Source organism: Streptosporangium sp. NPDC023825 (genome assembly GCF_040639575.1).
In the GTDB taxonomy this organism is placed as follows: Bacteria; Actinomycetota; Actinomycetes; order Streptosporangiales; family Streptosporangiaceae; genus Streptosporangium.
Window position 1 is genome coordinate 53,993 of sequence record NZ_JBFAAE010000006.1, and the last position, 26,611, is coordinate 80,603.

21 protein-coding genes are annotated in these 26,611 nt (G+C 71.0%); 5 read left to right on the plus strand and 16 right to left on the minus strand.

The window, feature by feature from the left end; all coding sequences use genetic code 11:
- Positions 1-59 precede the first annotated feature (59 nt).
- The 4 genes from AB0G15_RS07760 to AB0G15_RS07775 form a co-directional block, all read right to left on the minus strand.
- Positions 60-1,526: an FHA domain-containing protein gene (locus AB0G15_RS07760; protein WP_362836435.1), complete on the minus strand. Its 1,467-nt coding sequence runs from the start codon at positions 1,524-1,526 to the stop codon at positions 60-62.
- Positions 1,523-1,957 carry a hypothetical protein gene (locus AB0G15_RS07765; protein ID WP_362836437.1) on the minus strand — a complete coding sequence of 145 codons (435 nt, stop codon included), beginning with the start codon at positions 1,955-1,957 and terminating at the stop codon, positions 1,523-1,525. Before AB0G15_RS07765 ends, AB0G15_RS07760 begins: the two co-directional genes overlap by 4 nt.
- Positions 1,958-1,969: 12 nt before the next feature.
- Entirely contained in the window at positions 1,970-3,505 is a 1,536-nt protein-coding gene (locus AB0G15_RS07770) for a hypothetical protein (RefSeq protein WP_362836439.1), read from the minus strand.
- 158 nt (positions 3,506-3,663) lie between these two features.
- Positions 3,664-4,755 carry a site-2 protease family protein gene (locus AB0G15_RS07775; RefSeq protein ID WP_362836732.1) on the minus strand — a complete coding sequence of 364 codons (1,092 nt, stop codon included), beginning with the start codon at positions 4,753-4,755 and terminating at the stop codon, positions 3,664-3,666.
- Positions 4,756-4,923: 168 nt separating this feature from the next.
- Between AB0G15_RS07775 and AB0G15_RS07780 the strand changes: the two genes are divergently transcribed.
- The 3 genes from AB0G15_RS07780 to AB0G15_RS07790 all read left to right on the plus strand — a co-directional run bounded on the left by AB0G15_RS07780 (position 4,924) and on the right by AB0G15_RS07790 (position 8,022).
- On the plus strand, positions 4,924-5,802 hold the full coding sequence (locus AB0G15_RS07780; RefSeq protein WP_362836441.1) for a RecB family exonuclease: 879 nt from the start codon (positions 4,924-4,926) through the stop codon (positions 5,800-5,802).
- A 289-nt stretch (positions 5,803-6,091) separates the two neighbouring features.
- Positions 6,092-7,339 (plus strand): sensor histidine kinase, encoded by a 1,248-nt coding sequence (locus AB0G15_RS07785; protein WP_362836443.1) that lies wholly within the window; start codon positions 6,092-6,094, stop codon positions 7,337-7,339.
- Complete coding sequence (locus tag AB0G15_RS07790) at positions 7,339-8,022, plus strand: response regulator transcription factor (RefSeq protein WP_350967820.1); 684 nt, start codon at positions 7,339-7,341, stop codon at positions 8,020-8,022. Before AB0G15_RS07785 ends, AB0G15_RS07790 begins: the two co-directional genes overlap by 1 nt.
- An 82-nt stretch (positions 8,023-8,104) precedes the next feature.
- Here AB0G15_RS07790 and AB0G15_RS07795 read toward each other — a convergent pair whose 3' ends face one another.
- The 8 genes from AB0G15_RS07795 to metH form a co-directional block, all read right to left on the minus strand.
- On the minus strand, positions 8,105-9,172 hold the full coding sequence (locus tag AB0G15_RS07795; protein ID WP_362836445.1) for a dipeptide ABC transporter ATP-binding protein: 1,068 nt from the start codon (positions 9,170-9,172) through the stop codon (positions 8,105-8,107).
- 46 nt (positions 9,173-9,218) lie between these two features.
- A complete protein-coding gene (locus tag AB0G15_RS07800) occupies positions 9,219-10,262 on the minus strand; it encodes an ABC transporter ATP-binding protein (RefSeq protein ID WP_362686050.1) in 1,044 nt (347 codons plus the stop codon).
- On the minus strand, positions 10,259-11,272 hold the full coding sequence (locus tag AB0G15_RS07805; RefSeq protein WP_362686047.1) for an ABC transporter permease: 1,014 nt from the start codon (positions 11,270-11,272) through the stop codon (positions 10,259-10,261). The genes AB0G15_RS07800 and AB0G15_RS07805 overlap by 4 nt, the downstream gene beginning before the upstream one ends.
- An 82-nt stretch (positions 11,273-11,354) precedes the next feature.
- Entirely contained in the window at positions 11,355-13,133 is a 1,779-nt protein-coding gene (locus AB0G15_RS07810; RefSeq protein WP_362836447.1) for an ABC transporter substrate-binding protein, read from the minus strand.
- A 58-nt stretch (positions 13,134-13,191) separates the two neighbouring features.
- Positions 13,192-14,202 carry an ABC transporter permease gene (locus AB0G15_RS07815; RefSeq protein WP_362836449.1) on the minus strand — a complete coding sequence of 337 codons (1,011 nt, stop codon included), beginning with the start codon at positions 14,200-14,202 and terminating at the stop codon, positions 13,192-13,194.
- 265 nt (positions 14,203-14,467) lie between these two features.
- A complete protein-coding gene (locus AB0G15_RS07820; RefSeq protein ID WP_362836451.1) occupies positions 14,468-15,034 on the minus strand; it encodes a cellulose synthase in 567 nt (188 codons plus the stop codon).
- Between the two features lie 120 nt (positions 15,035-15,154).
- Entirely contained in the window at positions 15,155-15,826 is a 672-nt protein-coding gene (locus AB0G15_RS07825) for an HAD family phosphatase (RefSeq protein ID WP_362836453.1), read from the minus strand.
- A 32-nt stretch (positions 15,827-15,858) separates the two neighbouring features.
- Complete coding sequence (gene metH, locus AB0G15_RS07830; RefSeq protein ID WP_362836455.1) at positions 15,859-19,323, minus strand: methionine synthase; 3,465 nt, start codon at positions 19,321-19,323, stop codon at positions 15,859-15,861.
- 491 nt (positions 19,324-19,814) lie between these two features.
- Here metH and AB0G15_RS07835 point away from each other — a divergent pair, with 491 nt between their 5' ends.
- The gene (locus AB0G15_RS07835) at positions 19,815-20,669 is read left to right on the plus strand and encodes a PAC2 family protein (RefSeq protein ID WP_350967829.1); all 855 of its coding nucleotides are present in this window, start codon (positions 19,815-19,817) and stop codon (positions 20,667-20,669) included.
- A gap of 256 nt (positions 20,670-20,925) precedes the next feature.
- Positions 20,926-21,558, plus strand: coding sequence for a hypothetical protein (locus tag AB0G15_RS07840; protein WP_362836457.1), 633 nt, complete (start codon positions 20,926-20,928; stop codon positions 21,556-21,558).
- 12 nt (positions 21,559-21,570) lie between these two features.
- On the opposite strand, the gene AB0G15_RS07845 is transcribed toward AB0G15_RS07840, so the two are convergent.
- From AB0G15_RS07845 to nirB, 4 genes are all read right to left on the minus strand, one after another.
- Positions 21,571-22,356 (minus strand): sirohydrochlorin chelatase, encoded by a 786-nt coding sequence (locus AB0G15_RS07845; protein WP_362836459.1) that lies wholly within the window; start codon positions 22,354-22,356, stop codon positions 21,571-21,573.
- Entirely contained in the window at positions 22,353-23,522 is a 1,170-nt protein-coding gene (locus AB0G15_RS07850) for a uroporphyrinogen-III synthase (RefSeq protein ID WP_362836461.1), read from the minus strand. The genes AB0G15_RS07845 and AB0G15_RS07850 overlap by 4 nt, the downstream gene beginning before the upstream one ends.
- Positions 23,523-23,607: 85 nt before the next feature.
- Positions 23,608-23,979 carry a nitrite reductase small subunit NirD gene (gene nirD, locus AB0G15_RS07855; protein ID WP_362836463.1) on the minus strand — a complete coding sequence of 124 codons (372 nt, stop codon included), beginning with the start codon at positions 23,977-23,979 and terminating at the stop codon, positions 23,608-23,610.
- 100 nt (positions 23,980-24,079) lie between these two features.
- On the minus strand, positions 24,080-26,527 hold the full coding sequence (gene nirB, locus AB0G15_RS07860) for a nitrite reductase large subunit NirB (protein ID WP_362836465.1): 2,448 nt from the start codon (positions 26,525-26,527) through the stop codon (positions 24,080-24,082).
- Positions 26,528-26,611: the final 84 nt, after the last annotated feature.

Sequence of the window (26,611 nt, forward strand, 5' to 3'; positions counted from 1 at the left end):
AGAGGTGTTCTCAGAGGCAGGTGTTCCCAAGGGGCGGGTGTTCCCAGCGGCAGGCGTCCTCAGCGGTTGCGGTGCGACTCGTAGCGCATGGTGCGTGAGACGCCGATCCGCACGGTGGTGCCGGGCAGGATCGCGACCGGCTCGTTCGGCGGGATGTCGTAGAAGTTGGGGTCGCCGGGCGGCTGGATCTGGGTGCCGTTGACCGACCCCAGGTCGACCAGGTTGACGTCCCAGCCGTCCAGCGCCACCCGCAGGTGACGCCGGGAGACCGAGCCGTCGGGGCTGGTGACCTTGGCCGGGCGCACCGAGCCGTCGGCCACCTCGGGAGCCCGCTCGGGGTCGCGGCCCACCAGGTAGTCGGTGTCGAGCCGCAGCGTCAGGCCGTCGTCCAGGAGCAGCACCCCCAGCGGCGGGCGCGGCCCCTTGTAGGGGACGAGGGTGCGCTGGACCAGCGCGATGCCGCAGACCGCGCAGTAGGGCACGCGAGGGTCGTTGAAGTGGTCGTTCTTGCAGTCGACCCCGTAGACCAGCGGCCGCGCCTCGGGCTCGGCCGCTGGGCCGGAAGGCTCGCTCCCCGGCTGCGAGCCCCCGGGTGTCAGCAGCTCGTACTCGAACGGCTGGTCGCGCACGTCGATGGGGTCCCCGCCCATCCCGCTCGCCATGGCGGTGTCGATGTCCTCGTGGTGGACGACCGCGGGGGCGGGCCCGGTGGATGGGCCGCCGGCGTGGGCGCCCGGGTGGCCGGGAGAGGAGAGCGGGCCCTGCGGCATCGGCTCGGAGTGCCACCCCTGCGGCTGCGGCTCGCGCCGCGGCTCGGCCGGGGGGGCGACCGGGGGGTAGGGCTCGGCCGGGCCCATCGGGTAGGGCGCGGGCGGGGCGGCCTCCGGGGGCGCCGACCACTCGGGGGGCGCCGACCGCTCGGGCGGCGCGGGCATCGGGGTGGGTGCGGGGACCGCGGGCTCCATCCGGGGCGCGGCCTGCTGGACGTTCTGCTGGGCGTGCTGCCCCTGGGGCGCGGCGGACTCCGTCCGCGGCACGGCCCGCGGGGCGGCGCCCGCCTCGGTCGGGTCACACCGGACCCCGCCCGCGACGATCACCCCGGCGTCCAGCCGGGACAGCGGGTGCGCGTCCCCGGCGTCGGGCAGGCGCAGCTCCACCTGGGTCACCGGACCGGGGACCAACCGGTCGGACCAGGTGAGCGCGTCACGGCCGGCGAGCTGGATCTCACCGTTCGCGCCGGTCACCGACGCGAACGCCGGGCCGCTGACCAGGACGGCCACTCCCCCGCTGACGGGGCCGGCGACGGCGCACGCCACCGGCTCGCCCATCATGACGGCGAGGATCTGGGCGACCCGGCGGGCCAGCGCCCGGCCGTCGCCGCCGGAGGCCGCGGTCTCCCGCAGCGCCCCCAGCAGATCCTCGACGACGGCCTCGGCCGCGTCGCACACCAGCAGCAGGCCACCCTCGTGGGCCACCAGCCCGTTGCCCGGAAGCGGACGCACCACCCCGAAGCCCTGGTCGGTCACAGAACTCTCCCTCCCCGGAAACGCCACCGGATGAACGGCACCCTCATGGGACCGTTCGTCACCAACCAGATGCATACCCAGACGACGGTGAAGTGCGTCCAGAAGGCGGCAGGCGGGACCGGATCGATGAAATCAACTGCACCGGACCGTAGCAAAAAGTACAGCACAAGACCTTCGGGCACGAGTGTCAGCAGGCCGAAGAGGGTCGGCCAGTCCTTCTCCCATCTGAACTGCATCAGGAAGTGGTATATCAGCTCCCAGACGACCCCCAGCACGGCCACCGCCGCGATGACGAGGAGGCCGTTGACGTAGCGGCCGGAGAGCGGCCCGGAAACGGGAAGCAGCGGAACGATCAGCAGGGTGATGACCACGCCGACGGTGGCGAGCATGAACAGGCGCGTCTGAATACGGCCCAGCAGGGTCGGAACCACGGGAGATACTCCTTACACCGACGAGTTGCGGGCCCATTTGAACCACTGCGAGGTCGACCGCAGCGGTCCCATCTTCTTGACGAATCCTCGCCGTGCCAGGTCGTCGGCTATCTCCTGGGCCGCGATCTGCAGGCCGAGGAAGGTGTCGACGCCGGGGAAGTAGCCGCCGAGCGTGGCCGACCCGGAGGCGTAGAGGGCGCCGTCGCCGCTGGCGGTCCCCTTCACCTCGAAGTGGCGCTCCACGTCCAGCCTGCCCACCGGGTTGCGGCCCGCCCCGCCGTACTGGAGCAGGTCCGCGAAGATCCGGTGCTCGGCGATGTCGGCCTCGAGGCCCGTGCAGTCGATGATGTAGTCGGACACCGGCTCCCTGACGATGCCGTCGCCGCTGCGCACGTAGCTGACGAGCCGCCCGTCGCGGCTCTGCTCCACGCGGTCGACGGTGCCCTGCACGGCGTGGTAGTAGCCCCCGCTGCGGCCCGCCCGCATCTGCTCCTGCCAGCGCCGCCTGAAGGGGGTGTTGGTGCCGCCCATCTCCTTGTACTTCTTCGCCCGCTCGGGCCCTTCCAGCTTGCGCATCTGCGCCTTGAGCTGGCCGCCCCACACCGACTTGGGGTAGTTGAAGCCCTGGTAGGCCCAGCCGTCCCCGCCCTTGCGGCGCGACCAGACGTGCGGGCCGTGCGAGCCGCTGACGAACGTGCGGAAGATGTGGATGATCTGCGTCTGCAGGTTGTACTTCTCCCGGTCGTCGAACAGCCGCTGGAGCACCCGGGAGGCGACGATGCCGCCGCCGCGGATGACCACGGTGCCCGGCCGGGTCTTCAGGAACTCGTACACCTGCTCGTGCGGCTCGTAGGCGTTGACGACGTGCTGGTAGTCACCGTGCTTGGTACGGAACTCCTGCAGGTCGGGCAGGAACTTCAGGCCCGGGTAGCCGACCGCGACGTGCACGAAGCGCGAGCGGAAGATGATGCGCTTGGTCGGCGCCGCGCCGTCGGGCGGGGTGACCACGGTGAAGTAGCCGCCGCCCGCCCTGCGGCGGATCATCCGCACCTGGCCCTTGACCAGCATGTCCCAGTAGTCGATGCGCTTGGCCTCGCGTTCGAGGTTCTCGAAGACGGTGCCGGCGCGCGGGGTCCAGTAGTCGTTCAGGAGCGGCTCGGTGAGGATCTGCCACAGGTACGACGGTTTCCTCTCCTTCCACGCCTCTTCCAGGGCGTAGGAGGGGAATCCCCACAGGTTGTCCGGGCGGGAGGAGGAGTCGGAGCGGATCCGCTCCCCCCGGGGGATCTGCGAGCACCTGGTGAGGAACTCGTAGGTCTGCCACGGATGGTCGATGTTGGACACCACCCGCATCTGCGAGGTGGGAACGCCGTAGATCCTCAGGTAGTCGAGCGTCACGAAGGACCCCATGCCGCCGCCGACCGTGAGGAAGGGGATGTCGTACATGGGGATGCCCGCGGCCGCGACCATCTGGTCGGTCCATTCGGGGGCGCCGAGAAGATCCGGCGTCAGATCGCCGGCCGGAGCCGGTGTTCGGGGGGGTGCCAATTGACGTCCCTTAAGCTACTTGGCCGGCCGGTTCGCCGGCCAAAACCCTGGTCCTGGTATGTGCCGAAAACGAGGGGACGAACACACCTGATCCTCTCCTGCCGTCCCCGTCATCGGCGAGTATCCAGTGAGACGCATGTGAACCACCTGCGGTTCGCTTAAACCCCGCTGAACACGCGGTTCACGTCCGAGGTCGCGAGCACGCCGAAGATCTCGCCGCCGCGCTCCACCAGGAGATACTCCCCCGCCGGGGACTCGCGCATGGCGTCGATCAGCGGCTCCCCCTCCAGGTCGGCGGCGAGCACCAGCGACGGCTCCAGGCTGCGCGCCAGCGAACCCGCCGTCACCCAGGGGCGGCGGCTCTCGGGGGTGGCCTCCACCGCGACCTCGTTGACGATGCCCGTGGGGTGGCCCTCGTGGTCGACCACCACCATCGCCCCCGCCCGTGCCTCCGCGGCCCGGCGCAGGGCCTCGGCCAGCGGCACGTCTCCGGTCACCGCGATGGCCCGCCTGGCCAGGGCGCGGGCGTTGACGGCGGGGATGCGGGCCCGCACGCGGGCGCCGCGCAGCGCCTGGGTGGCGCCGAACCAGATGAAGGCGGCCAGCAGCATCGACCAGACGAGCGTGATCGTCTCCGGCTCCTGCCCGGCCACCAGCGGCAGGCCGACGGACAGCACAACCAGGGCGACGGCCAGCACCCGGCCCGCCCAGGCGGCCGCGATCGTGCCGGAGACCGGCTTGCGGGTGATCTTCCAGACGCCCGCCCGCAGCATGCGCCCGCCGTCGAGCGGCAGTCCCGGCAGCAGGTTGAAGACCCCGACCAGCAGGTTGGCGAGCCAGAGCTGGAAGACCAGGACGCCGACGATCGTGTCGGGGGAGATCACATAGGAGGCGGCGAAGCCGAGCGCGGCCAGCCCGAGCGAGAGCAGCGGCCCGGCGAAGGCCACCATGAACTCCCTGCCCGGGGTCTCCGGCTCGCGCTCGATCTCCGAGACGCCGCCGAGGAAGTAGAGCGTGATGCGCCGGACCGGCAGGCCGTACATCCTGGCCACCACGCAGTGCGCCAGCTCGTGCAAAAGCACCGAGACGTACAGCAGCACCGCGAAGACGAACGCGACGACGTACGTGAGCGGGATGCTCAGGTCGGGCAGCCGGTAGGCCACCACGCTCTGGAACGAGTAGGTGATGAAGGCCGCCACGATGAACCAGGTCGGCGAGACGTAGATCGGAATGCCGAACGGGCGGCCCATCCGCAGCCCCGGACTGTCCTGGCGTGGGCTGTCGCTGCTCACCGCTGGCTCACCATTCCTCGTTCCCTCCACCCTCAGGCCTCGATGGTACGCGCCATCGGGCCTCCGGCAGACGCCGCGAGGCCGCCCCGGGTCCAAACTGTCGTCACCGTGACCTACAGTGCGGTCATGTCACCGACCGAGCCCACGATCGTCGGAGCCCTCTCGCCGTCGCGCGCGGGTGACTTCATGACGTGCCCGCTGCTCTACCGCTTCCGGGTGATCGACCGGCTTCCCGAGCCGCCGTCGCCCGCCGCGGTGCGCGGCACGATGGTCCACTCGGTGCTGGAGCGCCTGTACGACCTGCCCGCCCCGGAGCGCACGGTCTCCGCGGCCCAGGACCTGCTGGAGCCGCAGTGGCGCAGGCTCCAGGAGGAGGATCCGTCGTACGCGGGGATGTTCACCGGCGACGACGACCGCGCCGAGTGGCTGGCCCAGGCCCGCGCCATGCTGGAGCGTTACTTCACCCTCGAGGACCCCACCTGCCTGGAGCCCGCCGAGCGGGAGCTCTACGTGGAGGCGGTGCTCGGCAGCGGCCTGATGCTGCGGGGCTACATCGACCGGCTGGACGTGGCGCCCACCGGCGAGGTCCGCGTGGTCGACTACAAGACCGGCAGCGCCCCGGGGCCCGCCTTCGAGGCCAAGGCGCTGTTCCAGATGAAGTTCTACGCGCTGGTCCTGTGGCGGTTGCGCGGCTCGGTGCCCCGCATGCTCCAGCTGATGTATCTCGGGGGCGGCGGCGAGGTCCTGCGCTACATCCCCGACGAGGCCGACCTGCTGGCCACCGAGCGCAAGGTCCAGGCCCTGTGGCAGGCCATCGAGCGGGCCCTGGAGACGGGCGAGTGGCGCTCTCGGCCCAGCAGGCTGTGCGGCTGGTGCAGCTACAAGGACCTGTGCCCGGAGTTCGGCGGCACTCCCCCGCCCGTTCCCGAGCGGCAGCCCGGCGACACCGTCCGCAGCAACCGGCGCCCCGCCAGGACCTCGAGGGCGGCCACGGACGAGCTCTGACGCGCTCTCCGGGACGGATGCTCTTCGAAACGGATGCCGGAGCGGCGCGGACGCGTCCGGTGGCGGCCGCGGCGCCGGCACGGCCTCGCGGCGCGCTCCCCGTCCCGGCCCCGGCCCCGGCCCGTTCCCGGCCCGTTCCCGGCGTGGCCCTCACGGAAGCCCCCGGCCCCGTCCAGGGCGTGTCCCCGCGCATTCCCCGCGCATTCCCCGGGCGGATCCTTCGCGGGGATGAGGGCGATATCCACCTCTGGCAGGGTGGCGCCGCAGGAAGGGCGCCTAAATTGATTGTGTGCGCAACACCATCGGCAGCCTTCGGACGTGGTTCCACGGGCATCCGCTGATTCCCGACGCGATCTTCGGTGGAGCGCTGGCCGCCGCCTCGGTTCCCTTCGCCCACGCGGCTCACGTCTTCGGCGACCCCGACCGCCTCAGGACGCCCGACGCGATGGGCCTCGGCCTGATCGTGGCGGGCTGCCTGTCGGTGGCGATGCGCCGCCACCGGCCGTTCCTGGTGCTCTTCCTGGTCTGTGTGGCCGAGGTCGCGCTGGCCGCCACGGGACGCAACCCCTCCCTGCTCTGGCTCGTCACCCTGGTGCTGGTCTACACGATCGCCGCCGGGCGCGGCCTGGCGCTCAGCCTGTGCGCCCCGGCGCTGGCCCTCACCGGCCACGTCCTGTCGTCGGCGGCGGGCGGCGGGCTCGGCGGGTGGAGCGGTCACCTGCTGATGGCCGTGTTCACCGCCTCCCTGTGGATCGCCGGCCGGAGCGTGCGATTGCGCCGGGCCTACCAGGCGGAGCTGCGCGACCGGGCACGGCGCATGGAACGCGCCCGGGAGGCCGACACCCGGGCGGCCAGGGCCGAGGAGCGTTCCCGCATCGCCCGTGAGCTGCACGACGTGGTCGCCCACCACGTGAGCGTGATGACCGTGCAGGCCGCCGCGGCGCGGCGGGTGCTGGCCAGCAACCCCGACGGGGCGAGGGAGGCCCTGTCGGCGATCGAGAAGCTCGGCCGGACCGCGATGTCGGAGATGCGCAGCATGGTGGGCGTGCTCAGGACCGACGGGACCCCCGCCGAGCGCAACCCGCAGCCGGGGGTGCGTGAGATCCCGGCCCTGGTCGACCAGATGCGCGAGGCGGGGTTGCGGACGCAGCTGTGGATCGAGGACGAGCGGGGCACCCCGGGCGCGACAGGAGCCTCAGGTAAGGGGGAAACCGAGGAAACGGGGAGAAAACTGCCCCCCGGTGTCGACCTGGCCGCGTACAGGCTGGTCCAGGAGGCCCTGACCAACAGCCTGCGGCACGCGGGGCCGCAGGCGCGGGCCTGGGTGACGGTACGGCACGAGCCGGGCGAGCTGGCCGTCCAGGTCGAGGACGACGGCCTCGGCCCGGCGGCGCGCGACGCGGACGAGGAGGTGACCGGCCACGGATTGGCGGGCATCCGGGAACGCGTCGCCCTCTATGGTGGACTTCTGAGGATCGGCCCGCGCGACGGGGGCGGATTCGAGGTCAATGCCCGGTTCCCCCTCAAGGACGCGTGATGACGATCAGAGTGCTGCTGGTGGACGACCAGCCGCTGCTGCGCACGGGCTTCCGCCTGATCCTGGAGGCCGAGCCCGATCTCACGGTGGTCGGCGAGGCGGGGGACGGCAAGGCCGCGCAGGACCAGTCGCGGGCGCTGCTGCCCGACGTGGTGCTGATGGACATCCGGATGCCCGGGGTGGACGGCATCGAGGCGACCCGCAGGATCGTGCGGGAGGCCACCGCGGGCGCGCACGTGCCGCGGGTGCTGGTGCTGACGACCTTCGACCTCGACGAGTACATCGTGGAGGCGCTGCGCGCCGGGGCGAGCGGGTTCCTGTTGAAGGACGTGCCGCCCGAGGAGCTGGTGCAGGCGATCCGGGTGGTGGCGGCGGGCGACGCCATCGTCGCGCCGAGCGTCACCAGGCGGCTGCTGGACAAGTTCGGCGCACACCTGCCCTCGGCGCACCAGCAGTCGACCCCCGCGCGCCTGGACCGGCTGACCGAGCGCGAGCTGGAGGTGCTCCGGCTGATCGCCAAGGGCATGTCCAACGCGGAGATCGCCGCCCAGCTGGTGGTGAGCGAGACGACGGTCAAGACCCACGTCGGCAACGTGCTCACCAAGCTGGGCCTGCGCGACCGCGTCCAGGCCGTCGTCCTCGCGTACGAGACCGGCCTGATCACGCCGGGCGCGCTGCCCTGACCCCCCGGACGTGACCTCCCGAACGTGACCCCCGCGCGCCCGCCCGCACGGGCGTTCCGTACGGGCGGGGTGCGGCGAGTGGTCAGCCGGAGACGGGCTGCGGGGAGGCCTGCCCGGCGGGGGCGTTCTCCGGGAAGTGGCAGGCGACCTGGTGACCCGGGGCCAGCGTCGCCAGCGGCGGCTCCACCGTCTTGCAGATCTCCTGGGCCTTCCAGCACCGGGTGTGGAACCGGCAGGCGGGCGGCGGGTTGAGCGGGCTGGGCACGTCGCCCTGGAGGCGGATGCGCTCGCGGTCCCTGCGCCGGGCCGGGTCGGGGACGGGCACCGCGGACATCAGCGCGGTGGTGTACGGGTGCATGGGCGACTCGTACAGGTCCTTGCGGTCGGCCAGCTCGACGATCTTGCCGAGATACATGACCGCGACCCGGTCGCTGATGTGCCGGATGACCGACAGGTCGTGCGCGACGATGACGTAGGTCAGGTCGAGCTCGTTCTGCAGGTCCTCCAGGAGGTTGACCACCTGGGCCTGGATCGACACGTCCAGCGCGGAGACCGGCTCGTCGGCGATGATGAGCTTGGGCTTGAGGGCGAGCGTGCGGGCGATGCCGATGCGCTGGCGCTGGCCGCCGGAGAACTCGTGCGGGTAGCGGTTGTAGTGCTCGGGATTGAGCCCGACCAGCTCCAGGATCTCCTGGACCGCCTTCTTGGTGCCCTGCTCGGTCTGGATCCCCTGGATGCGGTACGGGGCCCCGACGATGGCGCCGACCGTGTGGCGGGGGTTGAGCGACGAGTAGGGATCCTGGAAGATCATCTGCACGTCGCGGCGGAGCGGGCGGATCTTGGCCTGGGACATGTGGGTGATGTCGTGGCCCTCGAAGACGATCTTGCCGCCGGTGGGCTCCAGCAGGCGGGTGATCAGCCGTCCCGTGGTGCTCTTGCCGCAGCCCGACTCGCCCACCAGGCCGAGCGTCTCGCCCTTGCGGACGTCGAAGCTGACCCCGTCGACCGCCTTGACCGCGCCGACCTGCCTGCGCAGCAGTCCCTTGGTCACCGGGAAGTGCTTCTGCAGGCCCTGCACGGACAGCAGCGCGTCGGCGGGGGACCTTTCGGCCGCGCCGCCCTTGTCGTCAACGACGTTGACCGAGGTCACGCGTCCTCCCTAACCCGAGACGTGCTGTGCTGACCGGCTCGCTGGCTCACGTGCTCTCCATCATCGGCTTGATCTCGTTCTCCCAGATGGACCGCCGTTCCGCGCGGGGCATGTGGCAGCGGACCAGGTGGCCGCCGTCGGTCTCCAGCAGCTGCGGCACCTCCGAGGTGGCCTTGCCCTCGGTACGGCCGGCGAAGGCGCAGCGGGGGTTGAAGGCGCAGCCGGACGGCACGTTGATCAGGGAGGGCGGGGAGCCCTTGATCGGGAGCAGCCGCTCGGTGGGCTCACGGTCCAGGCGGGGCATCGATCCCAGCAAACCCCACGTGTAGGGGTGCTCGGGCCGGTAGAAGGTGTCCTCGGCCGTGCCGTACTCGACGCACTTGCCGCCGTACATCACCAGGATGTCGTCCGACAGCTCGGCGACCACGCCGAGGTCGTGGGTGATGACGATCAGCGCGGAGTTGAACTCGCTCTGCAGGTCGCGCATCAGGTCGAGGATCTGCGCCTGGACGGTCACGTCGAGGGCCGTGGTGGGCTCGTCGGCGATGAGGAGCTCGGGGTCGCAGGAGAGCGCCATGGCGATCATCGCGCGCTGGCGCATGCCGCCGGAGAAGTGGTGGGGGTAGTCGTCGACCCGCTTGTCGGGCTGCGGGATCCCCACCCGGCCGAGCATGTCGATCGCGTGCTTGCGGGCGACGGCCTTGCTGACCTTGTGGTGGATCCGGTACGCCTCGATGATCTGGGCGCCCACGCTGTAGTACGGGTGCATGGCGGACAGCGGATCCTGGAAGATCATCGCCATCTTCTTGCCGCGCAGGGTCCGCACGTGGTCGGGGCTCGCGCCGACGAGCTCCTCGCCGTCCAGCCAGATCTCACCGGAGATCTTGGCCCGGCCACCCTTGTGCAGGCCCAGGATGCCGAGGCTGGTCACGCTCTTGCCCGAGCCCGACTCGCCCACGATGCCCAGGGTCTTGCCCCGCTCGAGCTTGAACGACAGGCCGTCGACGGACTTGACCAGGCCGTCCTCGGTCGGGAAGTGGATGCGCAGGTCGCGCAGTTCCAGGAAGGACTCCGGTGCGGGAGTCGTCATGAGAGCCTCACCCTCGGGTCGACCACCGCGTACAGGACGTCCACGATGAGATTGGCCACGACGATGAAGATCGCCGCGAACAGGGTCACGCCCAGGACGACGGGCAGGTCGTTGCTCCGGATCGCGTCGATGACCAGCTTCCCGATGCCGGGGATGGAGAAGGTGCTCTCGGTGAGCACCGCGCCGCCCAGCAGCAGGCCGAGGTCCAGTCCGAAGATGGTGAGGATCGGGGTCAGCGTGGCCCGCAGCGCGTGCTTGGTCACGACCGTCCGCTCCTTGAGGCCCTTGGCGCGGGCCGTGCGGATGTAGTCCTCGCCCATGGTCTCCAGCATGCCCGCCCGGGTGAGCCGGGCGTACAGGGCGGCGTACAGGAACGCCAGGGTGATCCACGGCAGGACGAGCGCCTGGAACCACATGACCGGATTCTCGGTGAACGCCGTGTAGCTGCCACCGCCCGGGAAGATCCCCAGCGTGTACGCGAACAGCGACAACGACACCAGGCCGGTGAAGTAGATGGGGAGCGACACTCCGGCCAGGGCGATCGTCATGGCCGTCCGGTCCATGGCGGTGCCGCGTTTCAGCGCGGAGATGACGCCCACGCTGACGCCGACGACGACCCAGGTGACCGCGGCGCCCAGGGCGAGGGAGATCGTCGCGGGGAGCCGGTCGAGCAGCGTCGGCCAGACCGGCTGGTTGTTGTTGAAGGAGAAGCCAAAGCACGGGGCCGGGCACTCGGCCTTGCGCGGGCCGAGCGAGTAGTCCTGACCGGCGACGATGCCCTGCGCGAACCGGCCGTACTGCACCAGGAGCGGATCGTCCAGATGCAGCCGCTTGACGGCGCCCTGGATCGCCTCAGGGGTGGCGTCTCGCCCGACGTAACGCGACGCCATGCCCTCGGGGGTCTGCCCCAGGGCACGCGGGATGAGAAAGAAGATCGCGAAGGTGGCCATGCTGACAATGGCGAGCATCAGCACGGCGGCGATCACGCGGCGGACGATGAAAGCGACCACGATCGTTCGGCCGGTGGTGCCCGGGAGGGTCGCTCCCGGGCACCGTCAGGCCTTCACCTGCCTTTGGCTAACTAGGGAAGGGCTACTGCTGGACGCCGAGCCACGTGTAGTCGTACATGCCGTAGGCCGGGTGCACGTACACGTTGGTCAGGGTCGACGGGCGGAAGATCAGGGTCTTCTCGTAGACGAAGGGCATGAAGGCGGCAGACTCCATGACCTTCTGGTCGACCTGCGCCCAGATCTCGTTGCGGGCCGCGGCGTCGGTGGTCTGGATGCCCTTGTCCAGCAGCTCGTTCACCGACTTGTCGTTGAGCTCCATCATGTTGTAGTTGCCGGAGTCCTTGATGAAGCGACCGTCGACGATCTGCGACAGGAATCCGAAGCCGGACGGCCAGTCGGAACCCCAACCGGCGATCATGATGCCCAGCTTGTTGGCGTGCACGAACTCCGGCTTGCCGGCGTACTGCGCGCTCCAGTCACCCGAGGGGTACTTCTTGATGGTGGCCTTGATGCCGACCCGGTCGAGGGAGGCCTGGAGGGCCTCGGCGACCTGGACTTCCTTGGTGCGGTCACCGCGGACCGCGATGTTGGTCTCGAAGCCGTTCGGCTGGCCGCAGGCCGCCAGGTGCTCCTTGGCCTTGGCCAGGTCACCCTTGTGGTCGGCGCCGTTGGGGTAGAGGTCGAACTGCTTGTAGCCGACCGTGGTCGGGGTCATCGCGGTGGTGCCGATCTCGCCGCCGAGCGGGCCGCCCCAGGGAGCCTGGGTGGCGGTCTTGTCGGTGGCGTACTGCACGGCCTTGCGGCACTCGATGTTGTCGAACGGCTTCACCGCGGTCGACATCATCGCGTAGCGGTTGAACGGCGTGAAGGGGTTGTCCGTGGAGTCCTTCAGCTTGGCGTCCGCGACGATCTGGGCGCGGGCCGCCGGCTGCACGCCGGTGCCGCCGAGGTCGACGTGGACCTGGCCGCTCATGAGGCGCTTGTCGATGTCCTCGGCGTTCTGCTTCAGCTGGACCTCGATGCGGTCGGGCAGCTGCTTGCGGGTGGTGTCGGTGGCCGGGTCCCAGTTCTCGTTCTTGACGAGGTTGAACTGCTTGCCGATCTCGTAGCTCTCGATCTTGTAGGGACCGGTCGAGGCGACGGTCTTCTCGTAGTCGAGGCCGGTGTCCTTGGCCTGCGGCACCGGGGCGGACTGCGGGTTGGCGACGAGGAAGTCGAACTCCGCGAACGGCGCCTTCAGCTTGAAGACGACCGTGTAGTCGTCGGGGGTCTCGATGCCCTTGAAGTCGTCGAGGTTCTTGTCCTTGTAGGGACCCTTGTAGTCACCGGCGTCGAGGTACTGGGCGAAGTACTTCGGACCGTCGGTGAGCTCGGAGGTGAAGTTGCTGCGGGCGATGGCGTACTTGACGTCCGCGGCCTTGACCTCGGTGCCGTCGTCGTACTTGATGCCCTTCTTGATCTTGTACGTCCAGGAGAGGCCGTCCGCGGCCATCTCGCCGGGGCCCTCGGCCAGGTCCGGGACCAGCTTCAGGCCGGCGTCCCCGGGGGCGGGGGCGTAGGTCATCAGCGGGCGGGCGTACAGCCGGGTGAAGTTCCAGTTGAACGCGTAGTACGTGTTGCCCGGGTCCATCGAGTCGGGCTCGTCGGAGTAGGCGAACTTGAGCGTGCCGCCCTTGGTGTCCGAGGCGTTGACGACCTTGGTGTAGCCGTCGTTGTGCTTGGCCGCGGAGGCCGCGGCGCCGGTCCCCTGACTTCCCGAGGACGTGTTGCCACCGCCACCGGCTGTTCCGCCACAGGCGGCCAGTCCCATGGTCAGCGCGGTACCCAGCGCACCGAGCGCCAGTACGTTGATCTTCCTCATCGTGGTGGTATACCCCTTGTCATGAGTGACGGTGATATAGAGGACGGTCGCTTGTTCGCTACCGGGCTCGCGGGTCGAGGGCGTCCCGGAGCCCGTCGCCCAGCAGGTTGAACGCCATGACGGTGATGAAGATCGCCAGGCCCGGGACGATCATGAAGAGCGGGGCGGTCTGGTAGTAGTCGACCGCCCTGGTGAGCATGCCGCCCCAGGAGGCCTGGGGCTCGTTCACGCCGACACCGAGGAACGACAGAGCCGCCTCGAACAGGATGTTCGTGGGGATGAGCAGGGTGGCGTAGACGAGGATCGGCGCCACGAGGTTCGGGAACATCTCACGGAAGATGATGTAGCCGTTGCCCGCGCCCAGGGAGCGGGAGGCGTCGACGAACTCACGCTCGCGCAGCGACAGCGTCTGGCCGCGCACGATGCGCGCGATGTAGGGCCAGTTGAAGAAGCCGATGATGAACACGATCACCGCGATCCGCAGGCCGTTGCCCTGCAGCCCGAGCGCCCGGTCGGGGACGGCGCCGACGATGGCGATCGCGAACAGCAGCAGGGGGAAGGCGAGGAAGACGTCCATCGCCCGGCTGATGAGGGTGTCGACCCAGCCGCCGAAGAAGCCCGCGAGCACGCCCAGCAGCGAGCCGAGCACCACCGAGAGCAGCGTGGCCAGGAAGGCGACCAGCAGCGAGATCTGGGCGCCGGAGAGGATCCGGGCGAAGATGTCACGGCCGTTGACCGGCTCCAGCCCGAACGGGTGCTCAAGGCTGATCCCGCCCCAGGCGCCCAGCGGGGCGCTCGTCATGGGGTCGATGAGGTCGTTGTTGGGAATGTTCGGAGAGTCCCCGAACAGCGCGATGATCCCGCCGAACGGACGCTCCGCGAAGATCGCGATCAGCGTCAGGAAGACCACGACGAAAGCGCCGATGATCGCGGCCTTGTCGCGCTTCAGGCGCAGCCAAGCGATCTGGCCGAGAGAACGGCCTTCGATGGCTTTTCCGCCCACCCCTTCGAGAACGGCCTCCGGCTGGGCCTCCATGGCCGTGCCGGGGACATCGAGCGGTGCGGTCATACAGTGGCCCCCTGGATCCCAGACGACGTTGTCCGTCAACGCGTCCCCCGGGTCGGGGTAGCGCGCCGTAAGTCTACGGGCCGTTATTAGTGGTCCCGTGCGCAGAATCTATGGGCTGAACTGCGCTGACCAGTCCCCTGAGGCGCTATGTGGCTCAACTGTGATTCACGTGAAATTCATTTGTTTTGATCTTGAAGGCAATGTCCGGAAGCCGTTCCGCTTCTGTCTCGGATTCGTGACATGGGAACGGGGCGATGACGTAGCGTCACCCGATTCCCCGGCGCTTCAGGATGTCCTCGATATCGGAGAAGTCGTCGTCGGCCGCCGGCTTCGCCGCGGGCTTGGACCCGGCGGCCCTGGAGACGGGCGAGGGCGCGGGCGTGCGCTTGGGCAGCGGCTGCGTGACGGCGGTCGCCCCGGGCGCGCCCTGCGCCCCCGGTGTCACGGCCCTGTTCCGCCCCGAGGCGGCCGGAGCGCTCGCGACGGGCGCGGGGGAGGCCCCGGACGCCGAGGACGCGGCGGCCCTGAGGCGGCGGCCGCGCAGGAAGCCGGAGACCAGGAAGAGCAGCGCGGAGAGCCCGGCCACCCCCACCCCGGCCCACACCATGGGATTGAGCGCCAGGCCGGTGACGAACCCGACGATCGCCGTGCCGATCTGCCACAGGGTCGGCAGCGCGCCGGTCAGGTAGGCGGCCACGGGCAGCAGCGACCAGGCCGCGGCACGCAACCCCGCCGCGGCCCCCCGGCGCCGCATCAGCAGGAAACTCAGCACCAGCCCCACGCCGGTGACCCCGGCGCAGAGCGGCAACCACGCGATCTGTGTGAACGACATAGCGGACCGCCCCTCGTATCGGCTTACCCGATCTCCATCCTGGCACGTGGAACCGGGACGGGCCCTCCTTCCTGAGGAGGGATCACCCCTTAGGGGATACGGGGCGGTTCGCGAGAAAGATCAGGGACGATCCCCGGCCTCGGACGGCTCGCCGGAGGACAGCGAACGCAGGATCGCCACGTCGACCTCCAGCAGCGAGCCGACGACGAGGCGGCCGGGCGCGGCGGGAATCGGCAGCACGCTCGGCACCGCCACCACCCGGCAGCCCGCGGCGGTGGCCGACGTCACCCCATTCGGGGAGTCCTCCAGGGCGACGCAGCGGGCCGGATCGACCCCCAGCAGCCGGGCGGCCGTCAGGTAGGGCTCGGGGTGGGGCTTGGTCCTGGTGACGTGGTCACCGGTGACCACGTGGTCGAAGTTGTGGTCGCCGATGCTCCGCAGGCACGCCTCGGCGATCGGCCGGACCGACGAGGTGACCAGGGAGGTGGCCAGGCCGTGACCGCGCACCTCGGCCAGCAGCTCGGCGGCGCCGGGCATCATCTCCACCCCGCCCGCGAGCCTGGCGGTCATGCCCTCCAGCATCCAGGTCTCCACCTCGGCGGGGGTGGCGCCCCCGCCGGAGATCCTGAGCATGTAGGCCACGGTGGCCGGCATGGAGCCGCCCACCAGATTCTCCTGGTGGGCCTCCCCCCATTCTCCGCCGAGCCGTTCCATCACCTCGGTCTCGACCTGAAACCAGATCTTCTCGCTGTCGACGAGAAGCCCGTCCATGTCGAAGAGAACCGCTTCCATTCCCGGTGAACCCCCTGCCGATCACACGCCGGTCATACGTTGAAGTAATTGGCCTCAGGGTGATGGACGATCAGCGCGGACGTCGACTGCTCGGGGTGGAGCTGGAACTCCTCCGACAGCTCGACGCCGATCCTGGCCGGATCGAGCAGTTCCATCAGTTGCACCTGATCCTCCAGGTTGGGGCAGGCCGGGTAACCGAAGGAGTAGCGGCAGCCGGCGACGTTGACCTTGAGCATGTCCTCCAGGGACTCGTCGCCGCCGATGCCGAGCTCGGAGCGCACGCGCGCGTGCCAGTACTCGGCCAGGGCCTCGGTCAGCTGCACCGACAGGCCGTGCAGCTCCAGGTAGTCGCGGTAGGCGTCCTTGGCGAACAGCTCGGCCGCGGCCTCGGAGACCCGGTTGCCCATCGTCGCGACCTGGAAGGCGACGACGTCGACCTCGCCGGAGTCCTTGGAGCGGAAGAAGTCGGACAGGCACAGGTGCCGGTCGCGCCGCTGGCGCGGGAAGGTGAAGCGGGTGCGCTCGTCGCCCCCCTCGTCCAGGACGATCAGCGAGTCGCCGTCGCTGACGCACGGGAAGTAGCCGTAGACGACCGCCGCCTCCAGCAGCCCGTCGGTCTGCATCCGCTCCAGCCACATCCGCAGGCGCGGGCGGCCCTCGGTCTCGACCAGCTCCTCGTACGAGGGCCCGTCGCCGCCGCGCGCGGCCTTGAGGCCCCACTGGCCCATGAACGTCGCCCGCTCGTCCAGGAACGCGGCGTACTCGGCGAGCGGCACGCCCTTGATGACGCGCTCGCCGAGGAAGGGCGCCGTCGGCACCGGGTTGTCGGCGGCCACGTCGGAGCGGGCGGGCAGCTCCTCCACCGGGGTCCTGACCAGCGTGGCGCCGCCCTTGACCCGGCGCTCGCGCAGCGGCGGCAGGCTCGCGCCCTTCTCCCCGCGCTTGACCGCCATGAAGGCGTCCATCAGGCGCAGTCCCTCGAAGGCGTCGCGAGCGTAGCGGACCTGGCCCTGGAAGAGCTCCGCGAGGTCCTGCTCGACGTAGGCGCGGGTCAGCGCCGCCCCGCCGAGCAGCACGGGGAACTTCTCGGAGATGCCCCGGGAGTTCATCTCCTCCAGGTTCTCCTTCATGATGACCGTTGACTTCACCAGCAGCCCGGACATGCCGATGACGTCGGCCTTCTTCTCCTCGGCGGCCTCCAGGATGACCGACACCGGCTGCTTGATGCCGAGGTTGACGACCTCGTAGCCGTTGTTGGAGAGGATGATGTCGACCAGGTTCTTGCCGATGTCGTGCACGTCGCCCTTGACGGTGGCGAGCACGATGCGGCCCTTGATCTCGCCCTCGACCCGCTCCATGTGCGGCTCCAGGTAGGCGACCGAGGTCTTCATCACCTCGGCCGACTGGAGCACGAACGGCAGCTGCATCTGGCCGGAGCCGAACAGCTCGCCGACGGTCTTCATCCCGTCCAGCAGCACGTCGTTGACGATCTCCAGGGCGGGGCGCCGGGCGAGGCCCTCGTCGAGGTCGGCCTCCAGGCCCTTGCGCTCGCCGTCGACGATGCGGCGCTTGAGCCGCTCCCACAGCGGCAGCGCGGCGAGCTCCTCGGCCTTGCTCTCCTTGAGGGCGGCCGCGTCGACGCCCTCGAACAGCTCCATGAACCGCTGCAGCGGGTCGTAGCCCTCCCTGCGCCGGTCGTAGACCATGTCCAGGGCGACCTCGCGCTGCTCCTCGGGGATGCGCGCCATCGGCAGGATCTTGGAGGCGTGCACGATCGCCGCGTCGAGGCCGGCGTTGACGCACTCGTTGAGGAAGACCGAGTTGAGCACGATGCGGGCGGCCGGGTTGAGGCCGAACGACACGTTCGACAGGCCCAGGACCGTCTGCACCCCGGGGTGGAGCCGCTTGATCTCCTTGATCGCCTCGATCGTCTCCAGCGCGTCGCGCCGGGTCTCCTCCTGGCCGGTGGCGATGGGGAAGGTGAGCATGTCGACGAGGATGTCCTCGATGTTCATGCCCCAGTCGCCCGTCAGGTCCTCGATGAGGCGGACCGCGATCTGGACCTTCCGGCCGGCGGTACGGGCCTGGCCCTCCTCGTCGATGGTGAGGGCGACCACGGCGGCGCCGTGCTCGCGGACCAGGGTCATGTTCCGGTGGAAGCGCGTCTCGGGGCCGTCGCCCTCCTCGTAGTTGACCGAGTTGACGACCGCGCGCCCGCCGAGCATCTGCAGCCCGGCCTCGAGGACGGCGGGCTCGGTGGAGTCGAGGACGACCGGCAGCGTGGAGGCGGTGGCGAAGCGGAAGGCCAGCTCCTTCATGTCGGCCACGCCGTCGCGGCCCACGTAGTCGACGCAGAGGTCGAGCATGTGCGCGCCGTCGCGGGCCTGCCCCCGCGCGATCTCCACGCACTCCTCCCAGTCCTGGGCGAGCATCGCCTCGCGGAAGATCTTGGAGCCGACGGCGTTGGTGCGCTCGCCGATGGCCATGTACGAGATGTCCTGGCGGAAGGGGACGCTCTGGTAGAGGGAGGAGGCGCCGGCCTCGGGGCGGGGGCGGCGCGGGGCCGTCTCCCGCCCGCGGACCCTCTCGACGACCTGGCGCAGGTGCTCGGGGGTCGTGCCGCAGCAGCCGCCGACCAGGGAGAGCCCGTAGTCGCGGGTGAAGTTCTCGTGCGCCGAGGCCAGCTCCTCGGGGCTCAGCGGGTAGTAGGCGCCGTCGGAGGTCAGCACGGGCAGCCCGGCGTTGGGCATGCACGACAGGCGGACCCGGGCGTGGCGGGCCAGGTAGCGCAGGTGCTCGCTCATCTCGGCGGGGCCGGTCGCGCAGTTGAGGCCGATCACGTCGACGCCGAGCGGCTCGATCGCGGTCAGGGCCGCGCCGATCTCCGAGCCCAGCAGCATCGCGCCGTTGGTCTCGATGGTCACCTGGGCGATCACCGGCACGTCACGGCCGGAGTCGGCGATGGCCCGGCGGGCGCCGATCACCGCCGCCTTGACCTGGAGCAGGTCCTGGGAGGTCTCGATGATCAGCGCGTCGGCGCCGCCGCCGACCAGGCCGGCGGCGTTGTCGTAGTAGGCGTCGCGCAGCTCGGCGTACGGCTTGTGCCCGAGGGTGGGGAGCTTGGTGCCCGGGCCGATGGAGCCGAGCACGAAGCGCGGGCGGTCGGGGGTGGACCAGGCGTCGGCGGCCTCGCGCGCGACGCGGGCACCGGCCTCGGAGTACTCGAAGACGCGCTCGGGGATGTCGTATTCGCCGAGAGCTGAAAGGTTGGCTCCGAAGGTGTTGGTCTCGACGCAGTCGACCCCCACCTCGAAGTAGGCCTCGTGCACGGCGCGGACGATGTCGGGACGGGTGACGTTGAGCACTTCGTTGCAGCCCTCATGGTCCTGGAAGTCATCCATGGTGACGTCGTGGGCCTGAAGCATCGTCCCCATAGCCCCGTCGGCGACCATCACGCGCTCGGCCAGGACTTCACGGAAAGACGGAGTGCTTGTCATGGGACAAGAGTACTGGGAGCCGTCCGGGCACCCCGGTGCTCGGCGGCGATCTCGACGGCGATTGGATCTTTTGCCCACCTGACCCGGCGATCACCCCTGCCACCGCCCCTGTCGCCGCGCCGGAACACCGTCGCAGCACCACCGCAGCACCACCGCCGGAGCGCCGCGGCACCACCGCCGGAGCACCGCGGCACCGTCGCAGCACCACCGCCGCAGCATCACCGCGGCACCGCCGATGGCCGGTCGCGCCGTCCTCATCGGTACCGGCGATCCACCGGTCCACCGGCGGGCGCGGGGGCGGCCTCCCGTGGCCGCCGGGCCGGAGGCTCACCGGCCCCCGGGGCGGCCGCGAGGCCCGGCGCCGCCCGGCGTGTGGCGGCGCGCGGGTCGCGACGTCCCGATCGCCCGCACCATGTCGGGAAGGTGACGTGAAGGCCCCCTCACCGCATAGGCTTAGCCGGATAGGACGAGAGGTGAGAAGGAGGGGGCGCGTGATCGAGATCGAAGGCCTGCCCGAGCTCGTCGACCCGGTGATGATCGCCGCGTTCGAGGGGTGGAACGACGCGGGTGAGGCCTCGAGCGGAGTGATCGCGCACCTCGAGGAGGAGTGGAAGGCGACCCCGCTGGTCTCCCTGGACCCGGAGGAATACTACGACTTCCAGGTGACCCGCCCGATCGTCGAGATGGGCGAGGGGCTGACGCGGTCCATCACCTGGCCGACCACCAAGCTGTCGGTGGCCAGGCCCCCGGGCGTCGACCGCGACGTGGTGCTGCTGCGCGGCATCGAGCCCAACATGCGCTGGCGCGCGTTCTGCGAGGAGATCGTGCTGGTCTGCCGCGAGCTGGGGGTCGAGCTGGCGGTCCTGCTCGGCGCGCTGCTCAACGACTCGCCGCACACCCGCCCGGTGCCGATCGTCGGGTCGGCGACCGACGAGGGCCTGGCCAGGGCGATCAACCTGGAGCTGAGCCGCTACGAGGGGCCGACCGGCATCGTCGGCGTCCTGCAGCACTCCCTGGGCGCCGCCGGGCTGCACGCCGTGTCGCTGTGGGCCTCGGTGCCGCACTACGTGGCCCAGCCGCCCAACCCGAAGGCCACCATGGCGCTGCTCAGCCGGATGGAGGACCTGCTCGACATCCCGATGCCGCTGGGCGAGCTGGCCGAGGAGTCCCGGGCCTGGGAGCACGGCGTCGACGAGCTGGCCTCCCAGGACAGCGAGGTCGCCGAGTACGTCAAGGAGCTCGAGGAGCGCAAGGACGCCGCGGAGCTGCCCGAGGCGAGCGGCGACGCCATCGCCGCCGAGTTCGAGCGCTATCTGCGCCGGCGCGACCGTGACTCCGACGGCTGAACTCACGGCGTACGGTTACCACCGGACGCTCTTTTTCGCCTAGGTTGAAACCAGGTCGAGCCCGGGGCCGGGCCCGGGCCGACAGGCACTGATCGGGCACGCCCCGCCCCTCCGGGTGCGCGCCGAGCGGAAAACCGGACGTCGGCGGCTCCACGGCCAGCAAGAACCCAGCAAGAACACGGCCCCGTGGACACCGGCGGACGACGCATCACCGTTACGACCATCTGTCCATGTGACTGCGCACGTTAGGGCGACCATGGCGACTCCCTATATCGACCCGTACCAGATCGACCCGTACCAGCACGCCGTCGACCCGCACCGGAACGCGCAGGAGGCGCGGCGCCGCGTCCTCGAGCTGGCCGCGTTCATGAAGCGCGAGGAGGCCGACGACGCCGCGCACCCGCGCTCGCGGGGCACCGCGTCCGGGCACGCCGTCGACATGTTCCTGGCCCTGCTGCAGGACCGGCTCCCGGTCTGGCGGCGCGTCCTCGACGACCTGATGTACCTGGTCGGCAAGGGCCGGGTGAGCGAGAACCTGCTGCCCATCGCGCGAGCGGGCATCGACTACTACTGCGAGGTCCAGGCGGCGGCGCTGCCCGCCTTCACCTCCCCCTCGGTCACCGTCCGCTTCCGCGAGGCGATGCGCGACAGCGACATCGGTCCGATGTCGGAGATCGTGCCGCTCACCGCGTACCTGGCGGCCGAGCAGCGGGCGGGGCGTGTCTCCCCCGGGGTCGTCCCGGTCGCCAGCGCCCGGCTGCTGCTCGCCGGGTGCTTCCGCCACGCCTACTACGAGACGCTTCTGGGCGCCGACGACTTCCTGCCCTCGCGGGACGAGGTCGCCGAGGAGATCGTCCGGGAGCTGAGGCTGGAGCCCCGGCCGGCCTGATCACTCCCGCGATCACCGGTGCCGGGCGGGCCACGCCGGGGTCCGGGCGCTCGAAGGCCCTGCGACCCGGTCGAGCCCGGCCTCCACCGGCCCCGGACGGGCCGGGCCGCCGGCCGTGGCCGCCGACGCCAGGCGGGCCTGGTCGAACCGTGCCCACACCAGCGCGGCCAGGTCCGCGTCCACTCCCAGGGGGGCGGAGACCAGGTCGGCGCCGGACGCCTCCAGGCGGTCCTGGAAGAAGCCGGGGGCCAGGAGGTAGGAGGCCAGCGCGATCCGCGGCGCGGGTCCCGAGCGCAGCCGCTCCAGGGCCTCGGCGACCGACGGGGTGCCCGTCGCGGCGAAGGCCGCGGTGACCGGGCGGGAGAGCCTGACCGACAGCAGCCGGGCCGCCGCCCGCACGTCGGCCAGCGCGGCCGGATCGGACGAGCCCGCCGCTCCCAGGACCACCGAGTCGGCGCCCCTCAGCCCCGCGGCGGAGAGCCGCCTGGCCAGGACGGCGGTGAGCAGCGGGTGCGGTCCCAGCGGGGCCGCCAGCACGGCGTCCGGCCTGGCCGCGGCGACCACGGAGGGCAGGTCGATGTGGACGTGGTAGCCGCCCGCCAGCAGCAGCGGGACCACCACGACGGGGCCGGGCAGACCGGGCAGCACGTCGGCCAGCAGCGGCGAGCTGATCTCCAGGAACGCCTGCTCGACCCGCGTCCCCCGGCGGCCCCCGCGCACCAGGTCCCGCAGTCCGGCCAGGGTCTCCTCGCCCCTCGCGCTGCGCGTCCCGTGCCCGGCCAGGACCAGCGTCGTCACAGGCCTTCACCCCGGTCGCAGGCCAGGCGGTAGCCGCGTTTGACGACTGTCTCGACGATCCCCGCGGGACCGAGGGCACGGCGCAGGCGGGTGATGGCCATCTCGACCGCGTGCTCGGCCGAGTCGCGCGAGGGACCGCCGGGGAGCACGGTCCGCAGGTCGGAGCGGGCCACCACGTGTCCGGGCTTGTCGGCCAGGCGCTTGAGGACCGCCATCGGCGCCGGCGGCAGCGGCTTCAGCTCGCCTTCCACCGCGACGGCGTGGCCGCGGATCTCCAGCCGGTGGCCGCCCGCGACCAGGCGGGTGACGCTGTGCTCTGGCAGGTGCCTGGCGAGGGTACGGGCCAGCGTGCCCAGGCGGGAACGCTCGGGCTGCACGGTGGGCACCCCGCGCGCCTCCAGCGGCGCGGCGGTGACCGGTCCCACGCAGGCGGCGACGACCGGCCCGGCGAAGGCCGAGACCAGCGCGTCCTCCAAGCCGTCCGCGCGGGCGGAGTTGAGCATGGCCAGCACGGCCGGGGCGCTGGTGAAGGCGACCGCGTCCACGCCGCCGGAGATCGCCTGGCTGACCAGGCGCCGCAGCGGCGACACGTCGCGGTAGGGCAGCCACCGGTAGACCGGCACCTCGATGACCTCCGCGCCCGCCTCGCGCAGCGCGGCCACGAAACCGGTCAGCGGTTCCCCGTGCAGCTGCACGGCGATGCGGCGCCCGCGCAGGTCCTGGGCGAGCAGGTGCTGCTTGACCTCCTCGCACGACTCCGTGGGCGGGGTCCAGTGGTCGGTCAGGCCCGCCGCCCTGACCGCGCCGCGCGCCTTGGGCCCGCGGGTCAGCAGCCGGGCGGCGGTCAGGTGCTCGGCGAGGTCGCCGGAGAGCCCCCAGCCCTCGGCCGCCGCCATCCATCCGCGGAAACCGACGCCGGTGGTGACCACCACGTCGTCGATCGGGGCGGTCAGGCTGGCGCGGGTCGCGGCCAGCAGGTCGGCGTCCTCGGCCAGGGGCACCAGCCGGATCGCCGGGGCGCGCACCACCCTGGCGCCCCTGCGTTCCAGCAGCGCGCAGAACTCCTCGCGCCGCCGGGTGGCGGTGACCCCGATCGTGAACCCGGCCAGCGCGTCGGGCGCGGTCTCGGGAGAGCCGACGGGACCGTCCGGAACGGCGGTGCTCATCTGTCGTTCACCACTCCTCGCTCGATGTTTCCTCGGTATCCGGGGTGTCCGGCCGCCCGCGGCCCCACCCCGTGCCCACCCGTGCTCACCCGGGGCCCACCTCCACCGTTCCGCCGGCGACGCGGATCGGGTAGGTCGGCACGGCCACCGCGGGATCGTCCAGGCACACCCCCGTCGCGAGGGAGAACACCTGCTTGTGCATCGGGGAGGCCACCACGGGCTCGCCCGCCCTGGTGCCCATGATCCCCCGGGACATGACGTGGGCACCGCTGAACGGGTCGCGGTTGCCGATCGCGAACAGGGAGCCGTCGAAGGCGCGGAACAGCGCGATCTGCCTGCCGCCGACGAGCGCGCACGCTCCGCGCTCGGGCAGCAGGTCGGCGTAGGAACAGACCGCCGTCCAGGCGATCGTCTCCAGGTCTTCTCCCAGCTCCAGGTCTTCTCTCAGCGCGGTCATCGGTGAAGGCCTCCTCTCTTCGGGTCCTCAGGTCCTCGGGTTCTCGGTGTGCGACGACGGCGATCCGGCACGGCCGGCGCGGGACACGGATCAGGCCGGATCAGGAGCGGACCACCTCCAGCGGGATCAGGACCGGTTTCACCTGGTCGCGCTCGGGCTCGAAGGCGATCGACGGGTCCGGGGTCCCGGGGGCGTTGACGAAGGAGACGAAGCGCCGCAGCTTCTCCGGGTCCTCGATCGCGGCCCGCCACTCGTCGGTGTAACCGGCCACGTGCCGCTCCATCTGGGCCTCCAGGTCTGCGCAGATCCCCAGGGAGTCGTCCAGCACGACCTCCTTGACGTAGGCCAGGCCCTGGGCCTCCAGCCAGGTGGAGGTGCGCTGCAGGCGGTCGGCGGTGCGGACGTAGAACATCAGGAACCGGTCGATGACGCGGACCAGCTCCTCGGTGCTCAGGTCGGAGGCGAACAGATCGGCGTGGCGCGGGGTGAAGCCTCCGTTGCCTCCCACGTAGAGGTTCCAGCCCTGCTCGGTGGCGATGACGCCGAAGTCCTTGCCGCGGGCCTCGGCGCACTCGCGGGCGCAGCCGGAGACGGCCGACTTCAGCTTGTGCGGCGAGCGCAGGCCCCGGTAGCGCAGCTCCAGCGCGATGGCCAGGCCGACGGCGTCCTGCACCCCGTACCGGCACCAGGTCGAGCCCACGCAGGACTTCACCGTGCGCAGCGCCTTGCCGTACGCCTGACCGGACTCGAAGCCCGCGTCCACCAGCCGCTTCCAGATCAGCGGGAGCTGCTCCACCCGGGCCCCGAACAGGTCGATCCGCTGCCCGCCGGTGATCTTGGTGTAGAGGCCGAAGTCGCGCGCCACCTCGCCGATCACGATGAGCTTGTCCGGGGTGATCTCCCCGCCGGGGATGCGCGGCACCACCGAGTAGGTGCCGTTGCGCTGGATGTTGGCCAGGAAGTGGTCGTTGGTGTCCTGCAGGGCGGCCTGCTCGCCGTCGAGGATGTGGCCGTTGCCGAGCGAGGCGAGGATCGAGGCGACGACGGGCTTGCACACGTCGCAGCCGCGCCCGGTGCCGTGCTCGGCGATGATCTGCGAGAACGTGGTGAGGCCGCGAACCCGGACGATGTCGAACAGCTCCGCCCTGCTCTGCGCGAAGTGCTCGCACAGGGCCTTGGAGACCTCGACGCCCGAGGAGACGAGGATCCGCTTGAGCGTCGGGACGCAACTGCCGCAGGTGGTGCCCGCGCGGGTGCACGCCTTGATGCCGGGGACGTCGGTGAGGCCGTGCTCGGCGATGGCCGCGCACACCTGGCCCTTGGTGACGTTGTTGCAGGAGCAGACCTGCGCGTCGTCGGGGAGATCCGTGCTCGCCGGCCCGCCGGTGAACAACAGCTCGCTCGGCGAACCCGGCAGGTCACGGCCGACGAAGGGCTTGAGGGTGTTGTACGGGGTGGCGTCGCCGACGCAGATCCCGCCGAGCAGGGTGCGGGCGTCGTCGCTGACGAACAGCTTCTGGTAGACCCCGCCCACCGGGTCCATGAAGGTCACGTCCAGCGCGCCCTCCATGGCGCCGAACTGGGCGACCTCCACGCCGAGCAGCTTGAGCTTGGTCGACAGGTCCGCGCGGGTGAAGACCGCCTCGCCTCCGAGGATGCGGTCGGCGGCGACCTCGGCCATCGTGAAGCACGGGCCCACCAGCCCGTAGACCATGCCCTCGTGCAGGGCGCACTCGCCGATCGCGTAGATCGCCGGGTCACTGGTGCGCATCCCGTCGTCCACGGCGATCCCGCCGCGCCCGCCGACCTCGAGACCGGCCTGCCTGGCCAGCTCGTCGCGGGGCCGCACGCCCGCGGAGAAGACCACGATCTGCGCCTCGACGGTCTCGCCGTCCGGCTTGACCAGGCCCGCCACCCGCCCGTCCGGGCCCGCGACGATCTCCTTGGCCCCCGCCTCGGTGTGCACGCTCAGGCCGAGCGCCTCCACGTGGCCGCGCAGGACGGCGCCGCCGCCCTCGTCGACCTGCCGGGGCATGAGCCAGCCGCCCATCTCCACGACGTGCGTCGCCAGGCCCAGGCCGCGCAGCGCGTCGGCGGCCTCCAGCCCCAGCAGCCCGCCGCCGATCACGACGCCGCTCGTGGCGCCCGAGGCGGCCGCCCTGATCGCGTCGAGGTCGTCGATCGTGCGGTAGACGAAGCAGCCGTCCAGTTCCCTGCCCGGCACCGGCGGCACGAACGGGCTGGAGCCGGTGGCCAGCACCAGCACGTCGTACGGCTCGCGGTGGCCGTCGGCGGTGACGGCCTCGCGCGCCCGCCTGTCGATCTCCACGACCCTGGACGACAGCCGCAGCACGACCCCTTCCGGCGTCGGATAGGTGAGGTCCTCGACGCTCCTGCCCGTCAGGTAGGAGGTGAGTGCCACCCGGTCGTACGCCGGCCGGGGCTCCTCCCCCAGTACCGTGATCCTTCCTGTGAAGCCCTTGGCGACCAGCGCCTCGACCAACCGGTGCGATGTCGGTCCGTGTCCTACCACGACGAGCCGTGACATGGGGTGTGTTTCCCTTCTCGTCCGATCCGCCCCAGCCTTCACATGCGTCTGGGGGGGAAGTGAGACCGGCATGGAACCGATGGT

What these genes read in the sequence shown, in the direction of transcription:
- AB0G15_RS07775 (WP_362836732.1), bottom strand. Translation starts at nt 4,755, where the DNA reads ATGGGCCGCCCGTTCGGCATTCCGATCTACGTCTCGCCGACCTGGTTC.
- AB0G15_RS07780 (WP_362836441.1), top strand. Translation starts at nt 4,924, where the DNA reads ATGTCACCGACCGAGCCCACGATCGTCGGAGCCCTCTCGCCGTCGCGC.
- AB0G15_RS07790 (WP_350967820.1), top strand. Translation starts at nt 7,339, where the DNA reads ATGACGATCAGAGTGCTGCTGGTGGACGACCAGCCGCTGCTGCGCACG.
- AB0G15_RS07800 (WP_362686050.1), bottom strand. Translation starts at nt 10,262, where the DNA reads ATGACGACTCCCGCACCGGAGTCCTTCCTGGAACTGCGCGACCTGCGC.
- AB0G15_RS07810 (WP_362836447.1), bottom strand. Translation starts at nt 13,133, where the DNA reads ATGAGGAAGATCAACGTACTGGCGCTCGGTGCGCTGGGTACCGCGCTG.
- AB0G15_RS07815 (WP_362836449.1), bottom strand. Translation starts at nt 14,202, where the DNA reads ATGACCGCACCGCTCGATGTCCCCGGCACGGCCATGGAGGCCCAGCCG.
- AB0G15_RS07820 (WP_362836451.1), bottom strand. Translation starts at nt 15,034, where the DNA reads ATGTCGTTCACACAGATCGCGTGGTTGCCGCTCTGCGCCGGGGTCACC.
- AB0G15_RS07825 (WP_362836453.1), bottom strand. Translation starts at nt 15,826, where the DNA reads ATGGAAGCGGTTCTCTTCGACATGGACGGGCTTCTCGTCGACAGCGAG.
- metH (WP_362836455.1), bottom strand. Translation starts at nt 19,323, where the DNA reads ATGACAAGCACTCCGTCTTTCCGTGAAGTCCTGGCCGAGCGCGTGATG.
- AB0G15_RS07840 (WP_362836457.1), top strand. Translation starts at nt 20,926, where the DNA reads ATGGCGACTCCCTATATCGACCCGTACCAGATCGACCCGTACCAGCAC.
- AB0G15_RS07850 (WP_362836461.1), bottom strand. Translation starts at nt 23,522, where the DNA reads ATGAGCACCGCCGTTCCGGACGGTCCCGTCGGCTCTCCCGAGACCGCG.
- nirD (WP_362836463.1), bottom strand. Translation starts at nt 23,979, where the DNA reads ATGACCGCGCTGAGAGAAGACCTGGAGCTGGGAGAAGACCTGGAGACG.
- nirB (WP_362836465.1), bottom strand. Translation starts at nt 26,527, where the DNA reads ATGTCACGGCTCGTCGTGGTAGGACACGGACCGACATCGCACCGGTTG.